Annotated in this window: 12 protein-coding genes; 4 read left to right on the forward strand and 8 right to left on the reverse strand. The window is 61.6% G+C overall.

Features of this window, described 5'->3' with window-relative positions; genetic code table 11:
• Positions 1 to 177: 177 nt before the first annotated feature.
• Positions 178 to 813 (reverse strand): TetR/AcrR family transcriptional regulator, encoded by a 636-nt coding sequence (locus BFP96_RS13455; RefSeq protein ID WP_065936401.1) that lies wholly within the window; start codon positions 811 to 813, stop codon positions 178 to 180.
• A gap of 93 nt (positions 814 to 906) precedes the next feature.
• On the opposite strand from BFP96_RS13455, the gene BFP96_RS13460 reads away from it, so the two are divergent.
• The 3 genes from BFP96_RS13460 (at position 907) to BFP96_RS13470 (ending at position 5423) form a co-directional block, all read left to right on the forward strand.
• Complete coding sequence (locus tag BFP96_RS13460) at positions 907 to 2007, forward strand: efflux RND transporter periplasmic adaptor subunit (RefSeq protein WP_065936402.1); 1101 nt, start codon at positions 907 to 909, stop codon at positions 2005 to 2007.
• 6 nt (positions 2008 to 2013) lie between these two features.
• Complete coding sequence (locus BFP96_RS13465) at positions 2014 to 5073, forward strand: efflux RND transporter permease subunit (protein WP_065936403.1); 3060 nt, start codon at positions 2014 to 2016, stop codon at positions 5071 to 5073.
• A 128-nt stretch (positions 5074 to 5201) separates the two neighbouring features.
• Positions 5202 to 5423 carry a hypothetical protein gene (locus BFP96_RS13470; protein ID WP_065893343.1) on the forward strand — a complete coding sequence of 74 codons (222 nt, stop codon included), beginning with the start codon at positions 5202 to 5204 and terminating at the stop codon, positions 5421 to 5423.
• Positions 5424 to 5485: 62 nt separating this feature from the next.
• Here the strand turns inward: BFP96_RS13470 and BFP96_RS13475 are convergent, their stop codons facing one another.
• Genes BFP96_RS13475 through plsB form a run of 3 tightly spaced genes read right to left on the reverse strand, consistent with a single transcriptional unit; the run spans position 5486 to position 9155 of the window.
• Positions 5486 to 6175: a DUF4197 domain-containing protein gene (locus BFP96_RS13475; protein ID WP_065886071.1), complete on the reverse strand. Its 690-nt coding sequence runs from the start codon at positions 6173 to 6175 to the stop codon at positions 5486 to 5488.
• A 22-nt stretch (positions 6176 to 6197) separates the two neighbouring features.
• Positions 6198 to 6599 carry a YbaY family lipoprotein gene (locus tag BFP96_RS13480; RefSeq protein ID WP_065936404.1) on the reverse strand — a complete coding sequence of 134 codons (402 nt, stop codon included), beginning with the start codon at positions 6597 to 6599 and terminating at the stop codon, positions 6198 to 6200.
• A gap of 51 nt (positions 6600 to 6650) precedes the next feature.
• Positions 6651 to 9155, reverse strand: coding sequence for a glycerol-3-phosphate 1-O-acyltransferase PlsB (gene plsB, locus BFP96_RS13485; protein WP_065896945.1), 2505 nt, complete (start codon positions 9153 to 9155; stop codon positions 6651 to 6653).
• 179 nt (positions 9156 to 9334) lie between these two features.
• On the opposite strand from plsB, the gene BFP96_RS13490 reads away from it, so the two are divergent.
• Positions 9335 to 9544, forward strand: coding sequence for a cold-shock protein (locus BFP96_RS13490; RefSeq protein ID WP_065886074.1), 210 nt, complete (start codon positions 9335 to 9337; stop codon positions 9542 to 9544).
• Positions 9545 to 9674: 130 nt separating this feature from the next.
• Here BFP96_RS13490 and BFP96_RS13495 read toward each other — a convergent pair whose 3' ends face one another.
• The 4 genes from BFP96_RS13495 to BFP96_RS13510 all read right to left on the reverse strand — a co-directional run bounded on the left by BFP96_RS13495 (position 9675) and on the right by BFP96_RS13510 (position 14881).
• Complete coding sequence (locus tag BFP96_RS13495) at positions 9675 to 10052, reverse strand: hypothetical protein (RefSeq protein ID WP_065893346.1); 378 nt, start codon at positions 10050 to 10052, stop codon at positions 9675 to 9677.
• 53 nt (positions 10053 to 10105) lie between these two features.
• Positions 10106 to 10915 carry a putative RNA methyltransferase gene (locus BFP96_RS13500; protein ID WP_065886076.1) on the reverse strand — a complete coding sequence of 270 codons (810 nt, stop codon included), beginning with the start codon at positions 10913 to 10915 and terminating at the stop codon, positions 10106 to 10108.
• The gene (gene dapE / locus BFP96_RS13505; protein WP_065886077.1) at positions 10915 to 12066 is read right to left on the reverse strand and encodes a succinyl-diaminopimelate desuccinylase; all 1152 of its coding nucleotides are present in this window, start codon (positions 12064 to 12066) and stop codon (positions 10915 to 10917) included. The genes BFP96_RS13500 and dapE overlap by 1 nt, the downstream gene beginning before the upstream one ends.
• Positions 12067 to 12289: 223 nt before the next feature.
• Positions 12290 to 14881 (reverse strand): glycosyltransferase, encoded by a 2592-nt coding sequence (locus tag BFP96_RS13510; RefSeq protein ID WP_065893347.1) that lies wholly within the window; start codon positions 14879 to 14881, stop codon positions 12290 to 12292.
• Positions 14882 to 14918 lie beyond the last annotated feature (37 nt).

Raw genomic sequence — 14918 nt, forward strand, 5'->3', positions numbered from 1 at the left:
CCACATTGGACCGGGATCGACACTGACATCCTGGTCGGCCCGGATGCCGCCATCGGGGGCAAGCCCCCTCCCACATTGGACCGGGATCGACACTAACATCCTGATCGGCCCGGATGCCGCCATCGGGCGCTAGCTCCCTCGCCACATGCCGGTGTCATATCAAAGCTGCGTAGATACCTACGCCCCATACGCCCGCATAAACAACCCCACCACCTCCCGAACATGCTCTTCGGCCGCTTCTTCGCTCAGTTGCCCCCCGCAGCCATACAGCAAACGGAAATTCGCCGTGCCTTTGAGCAGGCAAAAAAAGTGCTCCGCAGCCTTGAAGGGTTTGTCGATGCTCAGAGCGCCGCCCTGGTCAATCTTGCCAAGCAGGCGCTCCATGCCCTGCAGCATGCGCATGGGGCCGGCTTCAAAGAAGATCTGTGAGAGTTTCACGTCCTGATTGCCAGTGGTCATCATCAAGCGATGCAGATTCACCGACTCCTCACTGTTGATCAACCGATGGAAGCCCCGCGCAATGTTCAGCAACACGGTCTCCACCGGCATGCCTGCAGGCAGCTCGAAGTACATCACCGGCAATTGCTCTTCACACTTGGCCACCACCGCCGCAGTGAAAAGGTTCTCCTTGTCGGTGAAGTGGCTATAGACGGTGAGTTTCGATACCCCGGCCGCAAGGGCGACGGCGTCCATGCTGGTGCTTGCGTAACCCTTGCCCAGGAACAGCGATTTGGCGGCATCGAGGATTGCCTGGCGTTTTGCCATGTCCTTGGGACGCCCGGGGCTATTGGTGTTTACAGGATTGTCGGACATTTTCACCTTTAATACTGGACTGGCGAGTTTGGTATTAATAACATACCGGCCAGTATAATTATTCCAAGCCTCATTTGCGAAAGGTCCCACAGCATGCGCAGCACTTTCCTGCCCTTTGCGTTGCCTGTCAGTCTGATCTTCCTGTTGGCCGCGTGCGGCCATGAAGAAGCGGCCCCCACTGCTCCTCGCCCGGCCATGGTGGTGCAACCCCAGCCCCTGGCGCAGTCGGTGGACAGCTATCCCGGTGAAGTGCGCGCCCGCTATGAGCCGGATCTGGCTTTTCGCATCGCCGGCAAAGTCAGCAATCGCCTGGTGGAGGAGGGCGAGCGGGTCAAGGCCAACCAGCCCCTGGCCGAGCTCGACCCACAGGATGTACGCCTGCAACTGGAAGCCACCCGTGCCCAGGTGGCTGGCGCCGAGGCCAACCTGAGCCTGGTGCGCGCCGAGCGTGACCGCTACAAGACCCTGATGGACCGTCAGATGGTCAGCCGATCCCAGTACGACAATTCCGAAAATCTCTATCGAGCCGGTGTGGCACGCCTCAAACAGATCAAGGCTGAGTTCGACGTGTCCAGCAACCAGGCCGGGTATGCCGTGCTGCGTGCGCCCCAGGACGGTGTCGTTGCCAAGCGTGCGGTGGAAGTGGGCCAGGTCGTCGCCGCCGGCCAAACCGTGTTCACCCTGGCCACCGATGGCGAGCGTGAAGTGGTGATCAGCCTGCCGGAGCAAGGCTTCGGCCGCTTCAAGATCGGCCAGCCGGTCTCGGTTGAGCTGTGGAGCCAGCCGGATCAACGCTTTGCCGGACGCATTCGCGAGCTGTCGCCCGCCGCCGATCCGAGGTCGCGCACCTTCGCCGCACGGGTGGCGTTCACAGGCGGCAAAGTCCCGGCAGAACTCGGGCAGAGCGCTCGGGTATTCATCCCGGTTGACGGGGTGATGCCGTTGTCGGTGCCGCTGTCTGCCCTGAGTGCGGAGAACGGCACGTCTTATGTCTGGCGTGTGGCGCCGGACAACACCCTCAAGCGCACCCCCGTGCGCATCGGCGCGTTTGGCGAAAAGAGCGTGCCGGTACTGGAAGGCCTGGCGCCCACCGACTGGGTGGTTGCGGCGGGCGTGCATGTGCTCCATGAGGGCCAGCAGGTGCGCCCGGTGGATCGCGCCAACCGCGTGGTGAATCTGGCGGCCAAGGAGTAGTCCCCGATGGGTTTCAATCTTTCCGAGTGGGCGTTGCGTAATCGCCAGATTGTACTGTTCCTGATGATCCTGCTGGCGGTCGTCGGCACCTTGTCCTACACCAAACTGGGACAAAGCGAAGACCCTCCCTTCACCTTCAAGGCCATGGTGATCAAGACCAACTGGCCAGGGGCAACCGCCCAGGAAGTGTCACGCCAGGTCACCGAGCGCATCGAGAAAAAGCTCATGGAGACCGGCGAGTACGAGCGCATCGTCTCGTTCTCGCGCCCCGGCGAGTCCCAGGTGACCTTCATCGCGCGCGACGCCATGCACTCGGCGCAGATTCCCGAGCTGTGGTACCAGGTGCGCAAGAAGATCAGCGATATCCGTCAGACCTTGCCACCGGATATCCAGGGGCCGTTTTTCAACGATGAGTTCGGCACCACGTTCGGCAATATCTACGCCTTGACCGGTGACGGTTTCGACTACGCCGTGCTCAAGGACTACGCCGACCGCATCCAGATTCAGCTGCAACGGGTGCCGGATGTGGGCAAGGTCGAGCTGCTCGGCCTGCAGGATGAGAAGATCTGGATCGAGCTGTCCAACCTCAAGCTCGCCACCCTCGGCCTGCCATTGGCCGCCGTGCAGCAAGCGTTGCAGGAGCAGAACGCGGTGTCGACCGCCGGCTTCTTTGAAACCCCGACTGAACGGGTGCAACTGCGGGTGTCGGGCAACTTCAAGAGCGTGGAAGAGATCCGTAACTTCCCTATTCGGGTGGCGGACCGGACTTTCCGGATCGGCGATGTGGCCGATATCCACCGTGGTTTCAACGACCCACCGGCACCGCGCATGCGTTACATGGGCGCGGACGCCATCGGCCTGGCGGTGGCCATGCGTGAAGGTGGCGATATTCTGGTGCTGGGCAAGGCACTGGAGCGTGAATTCGCACGCTTGCAGAAGAACCTTCCGGCGGGCATGGAATTGCGCAAGGTTTCGGACCAGCCCGCAGCGGTGAAGACCAGTGTCGGCGAATTCGTCCAGGTGCTGGCCGAAGCCTTGGCCATCGTGTTGCTGGTGAGCTTCTTTTCCCTGGGTGTACGCACCGGCATGGTAGTGGCCCTGGCGATTCCGTTGGTGCTGGCCATGACCTTTGCCACCATGTACTACCTGGGGATCGGCCTGCACAAAATTTCCCTGGGCGCCCTGGTGCTGGCCCTGGGCTTGCTGGTGGATGACGCGATCATCGCGGTGGAGATGATGGCGATCAAAATGGAGCAGGGCTACGACCGGATCAAAGCCGCAAGCTTCGCCTGGACCAGCACCGCCTTCCCCATGCTGACCGGCACGTTGATCACCGCCGCAGGCTTTTTGCCGATTGCCACCGCGCAATCGAGTACCGGTGAGTACACCCGGTCGATCTTCCAGGTGGTGACCATTGCTTTATTGGCCTCATGGGTCGCTGCGGTGGTGTTTGTACCGTACCTGGGGGAAAAGCTGCTGCCGGACCTGGCGAAAATACATGCGGCCAAGCACGGCACCGACGGTCCGGACCCCTACGGCACGCCCTTCTACCAGCGTGTAAGACGTTTGGTGCAGTGGTGTGTCCGTCGGCGCAAGACGGTGATTGTCCTGACCCTGTTGCTGTTTATCGGCTCGGTTGGGCTATTTCGTTTCGTGCCGCAACAGTTCTTCCCGGCCTCGGGTCGCCTGGAGCTGATGGTCGACCTGAAACTGGCCGAAGGCGCTTCCCTGAGCAACACCGCCGACCAGGTCAAACGCCTCGAGACCTTGCTCAAGGCACACGCAGGCATCGACAACTACGTCGCCTACGTGGGCACCGGTTCGCCGCGTTTCTACCTGCCGCTCGACCAGCAACTGCCGGCTGCCAGCTTCGCGCAGTTCGTGGTGTTGGCACACACCATCGAAGAACGCGAAAGCCTGCGCACCTGGCTGATTGAAACCCTTGACGAACAGTTTCCTGACCTGCGTTCACGCGTTACCCGCCTGGAGAATGGCCCTCCCGTGGGCTATCCGGTGCAGTTTCGCGTGACCGGCGAGCACATCGAAGAAGTTCGCGCGTTGGCGCGCAAAGTTGCGGCCAGGGTTCGCGAGAATGCCCACGTGGTCAATGTGCACCTGGACTGGGAAGAGCCGAGCAAGATCGTTTATCTGAATATCGACCAGGACCGCGCCCGGGCGCTTGGCGTAAGCACCGCCAACCTGTCGAAATTCCTGCAAAGCTCCCTGACCGGCTCCACCGTCAGCCAGTACCGGGAGGACAACGAGTTGATCGAGATTCTCCTGCGCGGCACCGTGCATGAACGCACCGAGTTGTCGCGGCTGCCAAGCCTGGCGGTACCGACCGACAACGGCAGAAGTGTGGCCCTGGCACAGATTGCAACCCTTGAGTATGGCTTTGAAGAGGGCATCATCTGGCACCGTAACCGCTTGCCGACAGTGACCGTGCGCGCCGATATCTACGGCAAGGAACAACCTGCGACCCTGGTCCAGCAGATCCTCCCGACCCTGGAAGGCGTGCGCGCCGAGTTGCCGGACGGCTATTTGCTGGAAGTCGGTGGCACGGTTGAAGACTCTGCGCGCGGACAGAACTCGGTGAAGGCCGGCGTGCCATTGTTCATCGTGGTCGTGCTGACCTTGCTGATGCTGCAACTGCGCAGTTTCTCACGCACGGCGATGGTGTTTCTGACCGCGCCCCTGGGCTTGATCGGCGTCACGTTGTTCCTGCTGGTGTTTCGTCAGCCGTTTGGTTTCGTGGCCATGCTCGGCACGATTGCCTTGTCGGGGATGATCATGCGCAACTCGGTGATATTGGTGGACCAGATCGAACAGGACATCAAGGCGGGGCTGACGCCATGGCAGGCGATCATTGAAGCGACTGTTCGGCGTTTCCGCCCGATCGTTCTGACGGCGCTCGCGGCGGTGCTGGCGATGATTCCACTGTCACGCAGCGTATTCTTCGGGCCGATGGCGGTTGCAATCATGGGCGGTCTGATTGTGGCGACGGCGCTGACGCTGCTGTTTCTACCGGCGCTTTACGCGGCGTGGTTCAGGGTCAAACAGGAATGACGGTGCTTATGGCGAGGAACGTTTCTTAACGTTTCGCCACTCATGGACTACCTGATGACAGGTATTCGGTCCGACGGTCTTCACGCCGTCTGGCCGGATCTCAAATCTGATGATTCAAGGAGTAACCCATGGGACTATTCATCGGTAAGTCGTTGAGCGTTTCGGTCAACAGCAGCTTTGGTGCCGGCAACTGCGCCAAACCCAAGCCACCGGCAGATGACTGCAACGACAAATGCAAACCCAAGCCCGATTGCAATGGCGGGGGCGTAGGCGGCGCAATCAAGTTCGGCGTAAGCGTGATGCCACTGGGCGCGGTGATCTTTGGCGGGCTGGGCGCCAAGCTGTTTTAAAGGTGTGGTAAGCGCTCCCGGGCAGGTGATCCTTCCCCACCTGCTCGGGTGCACAGAGGCGTCTACAGGGCGCCGAACACTTTCTTGGCGAGGCTGGTGGCGGCAGCTGCCGGATTCTTGCGAATCGTTTCTTCCTGCTGCGCGATCATCTTGAACAAGCCGTCCAGCGCCTGTTCGGTCACGTAGTTTTCAACGTTGGCGCTTTTGGCGTCCACTGCACCAAACGCCGCCGCCTTGCCGGCCAGGGCGTTGTACTGCTGGGCCACGCCGACCTTGTCGGTTGCAGCCTTGACGATGGGCAGGAACTTGGCGCGGATCTGTTCGCGACTGCTGGTGTTCAGGTATTGGGTGGCGGAATCCTGACCACCGCTGAGGATGCCCTTGGCATCGGTCACGCTCATGTTTTTCACGGCATTGACCAGGATCGGCTGAGCCTGGGTTACGGCGGTTTCAGCCGCTTTGTTCATACTGGTTTCCAGCTGGGTGACTTGATCGCCCATGCCGAACATCTTCAGCTTGTCAGCGATCTTGCCCAGCTTGCCCGGCAGGCCGATTTTGACCTCGGGGTTATTGCTGAAACCGCCTGGCGTGCCCAGTTGTTTCACGGCGATCTGGGCGCCCTGGGTCAAGGCATCCTTCAGCCCGCCACTGGCGTCGCCCTGGGACAGGCTGCCAAGGTCCAGCGCCATCGCGTTGGCACCCAGCAGCAGTCCGGTGAACAGGGCAGTGAGGCGAAGAGGGTTACGGAGCATGGGCGCTTCCTTATGATTGAATTCAGTGGGCTACCGCGTCGACACGCAAGCGCAGTGGCTGTGGGTCCTGGCCATTGAGCTGTACCGCATGGCGCTGCGTGGTGATGAACAGTAGCTTGCCATCCACCTCGATGCGAGCGCTCACCGAGTAGCTGTGGCCAGGCTTGACCTGCGCCGGGTCATAGCTCAGGTGAAACGGCAGCGGCACCTGGCCCTTGATCGGGCCTTTCTGTTCGGCGAGGGTCACGGCCGGGGCGTCCATCAAGGACACGTCTTGCAGGCTGACGCTCAAGGTGGCGGCAGGCGGCAACGCGATGCGTTGCAGGTAAAACACTTCGCCGTCGAGGCTGGCCTTTGGGGCGGGTGTCATGGATTGGCAGGCTCCGAGCAGGGCCGTGAGGCCCAGGAGGATGATCTTTTTCATGGTGCAACTCCTTTTCAACGGCGCCGCAAACTTCCCGGCGCCTTGTTCAATCTAGCGGGTTTGCGCGGGGTCCACCGCTTGCTCGGCCGCGCCATCGACGCGATGCAGCGCCACCTGGCGAATCGACAGGCGAATGTCCGCCGGCAGTACGCGTTTGGCCGCGCCTTCCGCCAGTTCGCCGAGCAAGTCGCGATAGCTCAGCTTGCCGGCTTCGTCGCGGCGCAGCACATCTTGCTCCAGCAAGGTCTGGATGAAATGTCGGAAAAGGCTCTTGTCGAAGAATTCCGGGGCATTGAGGCCATGCAGGATCGACAGGCGCTGGGCCATGATTGTGCACAGGTCTTCCAGCTCTTCGGCGCTGATGCTGTTCTGACCGCTGTTGAGCAACAGCGAAATCGCCATGTAGAAGCGTTGCAAGGTTTGGGCGATGCTCTTGGACAGCAGCGTCAGCAGTACAAAATGCCGCGAACTCGGCGCCGCGCGCAGATACACGCCGTTTTCAAAACGCAGCAGGCCCTGTTCTACAAAAGCCTCCAGCCACTGGTCGACTACGCCATCGAGCTCTTCCAGTGACCAGCGGATAAACAGCTCCGATTGCAGGTACGGATAGAGCGCCTGGGTGTAGAGCAGGATCTGCTCGCGGCTCATCCGCGAACTGCTCTGGAAAAAGCTCGCCAGCAGCGCGGGCAGGGCGAAGATGTGCAGCACGTTGTTGCGGTAATAGGTCATCAGGACGGCATTCTGCTCATCCAGATAGACAATCTTGCCCAGGGCATCGCTTTGCTCCGACAGCAGGTCCATGTCCTTGACGTGCTTGATCAGCGCCAGGCCATCGCCTTCCGGCAGGGTGGTGTGCGGTGAATAGGGCACGCGGCGCAGCAGCGCCAGGTACAGGTCCAACTGGCGGGCCATGGCTTGTTCATCCAGGGCCAGGCGGGTGGTCGACAGCAGCGCCAACGCCACCAGGTTCACCGGGTTCACCGCGGCAGCTTCGTTGAGGTGGCGGGCCACCTTTTCGCTGAGGCGGTGGGTGGTTTCATTCAGCCATGCCGGCTTGAAGTTCGGGCCCAGTTCCTGGGCGCGCCAGTCCGGTTGCTCGTGGTCGAGAAACTCCGCCAGCTTGATCGGCTCGCCGAAGTTGACCGCCACCTGGCCGAAGCGCTGCTTGAGCGCGCCGACGACTTTGAAGATATCGAAGATCGACTCTTTCTTCTTGCTCGCACCGCGCAGTTCGCCGAGATAGGTGCGGCCTTCGAGCACGCGTTCGTAACCGATGTACACCGGCACGAACACGATGGGCATGCGCGAAGAGCGCAGGAAACTGCGCAGGGTGATGGCCAGCATCCCGGTTTTCGGCTGCAGCATGCGACCGGTGCGCGAGCGTCCGCCTTCGACGAAGTACTCCACCGGGAAGCCCTTGGTAAACAGGGTATGCAGGTATTCGTTGAACACCGAGGTGTACAGGGGGTTGCCCTTGAAGGTACGGCGCATGAAAAACGCACCGCCACGGCGCAGCAGGCTGCCGATCACCGGCATGTTCAGGTTGATGCCAGCGGCAATGTGCGGCGGGGTCAGGCCGTTCTTGAACAGCAGGTAGGACAGCAACAGGTAGTCGATATGACTGCGGTGGCACGGCACGTAGATCACTTCGTAGCCTTGGGCAACCTGTTGCACGCCCTCGATGTTATTGACCTTGATGCCGTCGTAGATCTTGTTCCAGAACCAGCTCAGCACCACTTCCAGAAAACGGATCGCCGTGTAGGTGTAGTCCGAGGCGATTTCGTTGCCATAGCGCAGGGCCAGGGCCTTGGCTTTTTCCGGCGAAATCTTTTCGCGCTCGGCTTCATCGGCAATCGCCTGGCGCACCAGGGGCATATTGACCAGACCCTTCACCAGGTTGCGCCGGTGCGACAGGTCGGGGCCGATCACAGCGGTCTTGAGGTTACGAAAGTGCACACGCAGGATGCGCTGGGCCATTCTTACGGTGCGTTCGTGCCCTTTATTGTGCTCGATCAATTCACGCAGGTTGATGGGCGCGGAGAATTGCACGCGGGTCTTGCGACCGAGGATCAGGATGCTCAACAACCGGCGCAGACGCCCGGTGACCGCCCAACTGTCGGCGAACAACAGCTTCCAGGGGCTGGACTCGCTTTCGGGGGATTGGCCCCAGAACACGCTGACCGGAATGATTTGTGCATTCTCTTCGGCATGTTCGCTCAGGGTGTTGACCAGGCGCGTCAGGGTGGGCGGTGCGCCGCGCTTGTCCTGGCGGCCGAGCCAGTCCGGGTCGGGCGTGAGGTAGAAGAACGCCGCAGGCTCCATCAACGGGCCCACCGAGACCGGCAGCACCGGGCGCGGCAGGCCGGCCTTGGTGCACTCGGCATCGACCACGGCCAATTCGGTCATTGAGGGCGATTGCAGGACGTAGAACACCGGCCGGCTGCGGTCCAGGTTAAGGGTTAGGGACGACTGGTTGATCGTCTCCGAGCGAACCCAGAGATACAACAGTCGGCGCAAGGTGCCAAACACCAGACGGCGGAACGGGGAGCGGGTCATAGGCGAACTGCTTCAAGTGGAAAAAACCGAGCAGGCGCTCGGGCGGGTAGTGTGCCGTATTCACCGAAAATCGGCAAAAAAGCAGCGATGTAAAGTTGAGTTGATGGTTTTTGAACCTGTCTTATACTCGGCAGTTCAACGCCAGCGACTCAATAATAAAAACCAGTGGGAGTGAACAGATGACAACGCGCGAAACCGGCAACGTGAAGTGGTTCAACGATGCAAAGGGCTACGGCTTTATACAGCGTGAAGATGGCAAGGATGTGTTCGTGCACTACCGCGCCATTCGTGGTGACGGGCACCGCTCGTTGGCCGAGGGCCAGCAGGTGGAGTATGCCGTGGTGACCGGTGAGAAAGGCTTGCAGGCCGAGGATGTGGTGGGCCTGTAAGTTCACCACTGAACACCTGTGGGAGGGGGCTTGCCCCCGATTGCAGTGTGTCAGTCACCAGCTATATTGACTGATCCACTGCTATCGGGAGCAAGCCCCCTCCCACATTTGATTGGGTTCGCAGCTCAGGTCAGGCGGTTTTCCAAGTGATCTCTTCTTCACCGTCGGCACTGATGCGCATCCAGCGGTCAGCACTTTCCTCACCCTCTTCCTCGACCCAGGTCCCCGGTGCGCAGCGCACTTCAACGTTCAGCGCGGCAAACGCGGCGCGGGCGCAGGCGATGTCGTCGTCCCATGGGGTCTGGTCGCTTTCCAGGTACAGGCTGTTCCACTTGCCCACGGCTTTTGGCAGCCAGGTCACTGGGACGTTGCCGGCCTTGCACTTGTAGGTCTGGCCCTTCTGGACCCAGTCGGTGCATGGGCCCAGGGCCGCGCCCAGCCAGGCGGCGATGGCCTTGTGGTCGACGTCGGCGTCCTTCAGGTAAATCTCGATATCGGGTTGGCGCATGGATGTTCCTCGTTGCGGGATTCGAAAATCCATTCGCGGATGCTGAAAAAAGGTTATTGAAGCACGAAATAATCGTAGCGCATCGACACGGTGACCTGCAGCGGCTCGGCGGCTTCGATGACCTCGCTGCGCCGCTCGGCACTGGCGCGCCAGCCGTGCGGGGTCATGGCCAGCAGGTTGGCGCGGTCCCCGGGTTCGGCCAGGCTCAGGCTGAACTCAAGGGTTTCGCTGTGTGCCAGGTGCATGCCATCCGGCACCAGAGCCAGGTGTTTGTCGTCGGTGTACTCGCGCACTTCATCGTACAAGCGTTCGCGCAGCTCCATCAGATGGCCACGTGTCGGACCGACCTTCATCAGGCCGCCGCCCGGGCTGAGCAGGCGCTTGGCTTCCTGCCAGTCCAACGGGCTGAACACGCTGGCGAGAAACTGGCAACTGGCGTCGGCCAGCGGTACACGGGCCATGCTGGCGATCAACCAGGTCAGCGCCGGGTTGCGCTTGCACGCACGCTTGACCGCTTCCCTGGAAATATCCAGGGCGTAGCCGTCGGCGTGGGGCAGGGCGTCGGCGATCTGCGCGGTGTAGTAACCCTCGCCACAGCCAATGTCCACCCAGCGTTGCGGTGCGCGTTCAGCGGCCAGCTCAGCCAGGCGCCTGGCCACCGGGGCGTAGTGGCCGGCGTTGAGGAAGTCACGGCGTGCCTCGACCATGGCGAGGTTATCGCCTGGGTCGCGGCTGTTCTTGTGCTGCACCGGCAGCAGGTTGAGGTAACCCTGGCGTGCGCGGTCGAAACGGTGCCCGGCGGGGCAGGCCACGCCATTGTCCACCGCAGTGAGCGGGGCAGTGCAAAGGGGGCAGGCAAGCATCAGGCGAGCAACTTGATCAGGGTCTGGTAGTAGATTTCGGTCAAGACATCGAGGTCGCTGGCAAGGATGCGCTCGTTGACCTGATGGATCGTCGCATTCACTGGGCCCAGCTCGACCACCTGGGTGCCCAGGGTCGCGATGAACCGGCCGTCGGACGTACCGCCACTGGTGGACGCCTTGGTCTCGCGCCCGGTGATCGCCTTGATGCTGGCCGATACCGCGTCGAGCAATGCGCCCGGCTCGGTGAGAAAGGGCAGGCCCGACAGCGCCCAGTCCACATGCCAGTCCAGGCCGTGTTTATCCAGAATCGCGGCGACCCGCTGCTGCAAGCCTTCCACGGTGGACTCGGTGGAGAATCTGAAATTGAACACCGCCGTCAGGTCGCCGGGAATCACGTTGGTGGCGCCGGTGCCGGAATTGAGGTTGGAGATCTGGAAACTGGTCGGCGGGAAGAAGGTGTTGCCGTCATCCCAATGCTCGGCGGCCAGTTCAGCCAGGGCCGGCGCGGCGAGATGGATCGGGTTCTTCGCCAGGTGCGGGTAGGCCACGTGGCCCTGTACACCGCGTACGGTCAAGGTGGCGCCGAGGGAGCCGCGACGGCCGTTCTTGACCACGTCGCCCACCAGGGTGGTGCTCGACGGTTCGCCGACGATGCACCAGTCCAGGCGCTCCTTGCGCGCGGCCAGGCGCTCGATTACGGCCTTGGTGCCATGGTGCGCCGGGCCTTCTTCATCGCTGGTGATCAAAAAAGCCACCGAACCCTTGTGGTCCGGGTAATCCCTGACGAACCGCTCCGACGCCACCAGCATCGCCGCCAGGCTGCCTTTCATGTCCGCCGCGCCACGCCCGCACAGCATGCCGTGCTCGTCGATCAGCGCGTCGAACGGGTCGTTCTGCCAGGCCTGCACCGGGCCGGTGGGGACCACGTCGGTGTGGCCGGCGAAGCACAGCACCGGGCCGTCATGTTGGCCATGGGTGGCCCAGAAGTTATCCACGTCCTCGATGCGCATCGGCTCGAGCGCGAAACCGGCGTCGCCCAGGCGCTGCATCATCAGCTTCTGGCAATCGGCATCGATCGGCGTGACCGATGGGCGACGGATCAGGTCGATGGCGAGTTGAAGGGTCGGCGAAAGGTCGGCATGGGCCGTCATGGGGAAACTCCGGAAATCGAGACAGCGACGTTCTAGTTGTAGGGGCGAGCTTGCTCGCGAAAAACGTAAGGGCACCGCGTGCATTCAGGGTGCCCGCTTCATCGTTAACGATTTTCGCGAGCAAGCTCGCTCCTACAGTGATGTGTGCAAGGCGTGTAAAACGGCCGTTATCTTATAGCAAAACGGCGGCCAGAGGCCGCCGTTTAGTGCATGACGCAAGTTTTTACACCGCCGTGACAGGCTCGGCCTTCGGTGCCGGTTTGGGCAGCGACGACAGGAACGCCATGATCAACGCGGCCACATATGGCAGCGACTGCACCAGCAGCATCACCACCCAGAAGCGTATGTCATTGCTCGGCAGGCCTTGCACCAGGTAGATGCCCAAGGCTGCGCCCCACAACAGCAGCATGATGAACATTTCTTCGCGGGCCTCGGAAATCGCCACCCAGAAGCCATGGTTGTCGGCGTTTTTCGGTGTACGAAAGAACGGAATGCTGGTGGTGAAGAAACCGTACAGCACCGCCTTGGCGATGGTGTGCGACAACGCCAGGCCGGCCAGGGCCGCGCAGAATGCATCCTTGAGGTTCACCCCGACCGCACGGCGGTACAGGAAGATGATCTTGCCCACCTTGAACACGAACAGCGCCAGCGGCGGGATCGCGAAGATCAGCAACGGCGGATCGACGCGGGTCGGCACGATGATCATCGCCGCCGACCACAGCAGCGCGCCGACGGTGAAGAAGATGTTCATGCCGTCGGCCACCCACGGCAGCCAGCCCGCGAGGAAGTGATAGCGCTGGCCACGGGTCAGCTCGGTGCCTTTGCCGCGCAGCAGGCTGGCGGTGTGGCGCTTGATGATCTGGATCGCGCCGTAGGCCCAGCGGAAACGCTGTTTCTTGAAGTCGATAAAGGTATCCGGCATCAGGCCCTTGCCATAGCTGTCGTGGTAATACGCCGCCGACAGGCCTTTCTCGAACACGCGCAGGCCAAGTTCGGCGTCTTCACAGATGCACCAGTCGGCCCAGCCCAGTTCTTCGAGCACCGAGCGACGGGTCATGGTCATGGTGCCGTGCTGGATGATCGCGTCACGGTCGTTGCGGGTGACCATGCCGATATGGAAAAAGCCTTTGTATTCCGCGTAGCAGAGCTTCTTGAAGGTGCTTTCGTTCTGGTCGCGATAATCCTGCGGCGACTGCACCACGGCAATTTTCGGGTCGGCGAAGTGCGGCACCATGTGCTTGAGCCAATTGGGCGACACGCAGTAGTCGGAGTCGATCACCGCGATCACTTCGGCGTCCTTGGCGGTGTGCGGGATCAGGTAGTTCAGCGCGCCGCCCTTGAAACCGGCCAGGGGCGCGACGTGGAAGAACTTGAAGCGCGGGCCGAGGGTCTGGCAATAGTCGCGCACCGGCTCCCACACCGCCGGGTCCTTGGTGTTGTTGTCGATGATCAGGACTTCGTAGTCCGGGTAATCGAGCGCCGCGAGGGCGTCGAGGGTCTGTTTGACCATCTCCGGCGGCTCGTTGTAGCACGGCACATGGATCGACACTTTGGGTCGGTAGTCCGACTCCCCTTCGACCGGCAGGAATTCACGCCGGCGCTTGTGGGTCCACACCGCTTCGGCCAGTTCGTGGGCTTCGGTCAGCAGCACGATAAACACGCCCAGGGCGCCGAGGGCCAGGAGGATGCCGACGGTGACGCTGAACCAGGTGCTGTATTGCTGGCTGTAGTCGTAGCCGATCCACACCAGTACCGATCCGCACAGGAATGCGATAAACGTGAGGAAGGTGCGGCCACGCTGGCGCAGGGCCGAACCGTCGATCATCAACAGCGTCAGGGACAGCAGGGCCAGCACCACCGAGCCGATGGCCAGTACGCGCCATTGCGGGATGGCGACCACCGGGCCTTCAAAGTTGAATTTCTGCTGGCGCGCGGCGTTGAACACGCCCCAATAGGCGCCGGCCGAGCCTTCGTCGCTGACCTTCCAGGGCTGGTCGAAGGCTTCGATGACGAAGTAGTTGAACCCTTGCCGGTTCAGTTTGTTAACCAGTGTGCGCAGGTAAACCGCCTGGTCCGCTGGCGACGTTTCATTGCCACCGCGCATGCGCCCGTTGCTCGGCCAGCCAACCTCCGACAGCAGCAGCGGCTTTTTCGGGAACAGTTTCTTCAGATCCCTGGCGCGGTCGAGTACGTACTGGCCGGCCTTGTCCATCGGAATGAATTCCCAGAACGGCAGGATGTGCGCGGCGATCAAGTCGACGTGCTTGGCCAGTTGTGGGTTCTTTTCCCAGATGTGCCATTGCTCGGAGGTGGTCACCGGCACTTTCACGGCGGCACGCACGCGGTCGAGCAGCACGATCAGGGCTTCGGGAGTGATTTCCTCGCGGAATAACGCTTCGTTGCCGACCACCACGCGCACGACGCTGCGCGACGTGTTGGCGATCTCGATGGCGCGCTGGATCTCGCGTTCATTGCGCTCCAGGTCCGGGCTGATCCAGATACCGAGGGTCACGCGCAGGCCGAACTCTTCCGCCAGCTTGGGGATGTCCCCCAGAGTGCCATCGACCGAGTAGGTACGGATGTTGTCCGTCAGCTTGCTCATGATCGCAAGGTCCTGACGCATCTGCTCGTCAGTGGGGTACTGGTCTTTCTGCGGGTATTGGCCTTGTTGAAACGGCGAATAGGAAAACCCCGAGATCTGCTCGGGCCAGTTGGGAGCGGTGACCGGGCGGTTGATCAGCGCCCAGAAACCGGTGAACAGCGCGGCAATTGCCAGCACCACCACCAGGTTGAGTCCAAATTTACGCGATGCCATGGTTATGTCGGGTTCCAAAGGGTGTGGAACGAAAAGA

This window comes from Pseudomonas sp. 34 E 7, from assembly GCF_900005715.1.
GTDB lineage: Bacteria > Pseudomonadota > Gammaproteobacteria > Pseudomonadales > Pseudomonadaceae > Aquipseudomonas > Aquipseudomonas orientalis_A.

What these genes read in the sequence shown, in the direction of transcription:
- BFP96_RS13455 (WP_065936401.1), bottom strand. Translation starts at nt 813, where the DNA reads ATGTCCGACAATCCTGTAAACACCAATAGCCCCGGGCGTCCCAAGGAC.
- BFP96_RS13460 (WP_065936402.1), top strand. Translation starts at nt 907, where the DNA reads ATGCGCAGCACTTTCCTGCCCTTTGCGTTGCCTGTCAGTCTGATCTTC.
- BFP96_RS13465 (WP_065936403.1), top strand. Translation starts at nt 2,014, where the DNA reads ATGGGTTTCAATCTTTCCGAGTGGGCGTTGCGTAATCGCCAGATTGTA.
- BFP96_RS13470 (WP_065893343.1), top strand. Translation starts at nt 5,202, where the DNA reads ATGGGACTATTCATCGGTAAGTCGTTGAGCGTTTCGGTCAACAGCAGC.
- BFP96_RS13475 (WP_065886071.1), bottom strand. Translation starts at nt 6,175, where the DNA reads ATGCTCCGTAACCCTCTTCGCCTCACTGCCCTGTTCACCGGACTGCTG.
- BFP96_RS13480 (WP_065936404.1), bottom strand. Translation starts at nt 6,599, where the DNA reads ATGAAAAAGATCATCCTCCTGGGCCTCACGGCCCTGCTCGGAGCCTGC.
- plsB (WP_065896945.1), bottom strand. Translation starts at nt 9,155, where the DNA reads ATGACCCGCTCCCCGTTCCGCCGTCTGGTGTTTGGCACCTTGCGCCGA.
- BFP96_RS13490 (WP_065886074.1), top strand. Translation starts at nt 9,335, where the DNA reads ATGACAACGCGCGAAACCGGCAACGTGAAGTGGTTCAACGATGCAAAG.
- BFP96_RS13495 (WP_065893346.1), bottom strand. Translation starts at nt 10,052, where the DNA reads ATGCGCCAACCCGATATCGAGATTTACCTGAAGGACGCCGACGTCGAC.
- BFP96_RS13500 (WP_065886076.1), bottom strand. Translation starts at nt 10,915, where the DNA reads ATGCTTGCCTGCCCCCTTTGCACTGCCCCGCTCACTGCGGTGGACAAT.
- dapE (WP_065886077.1), bottom strand. Translation starts at nt 12,066, where the DNA reads ATGACGGCCCATGCCGACCTTTCGCCGACCCTTCAACTCGCCATCGAC.
- BFP96_RS13510 (WP_065893347.1), bottom strand. Translation starts at nt 14,881, where the DNA reads ATGGCATCGCGTAAATTTGGACTCAACCTGGTGGTGGTGCTGGCAATT.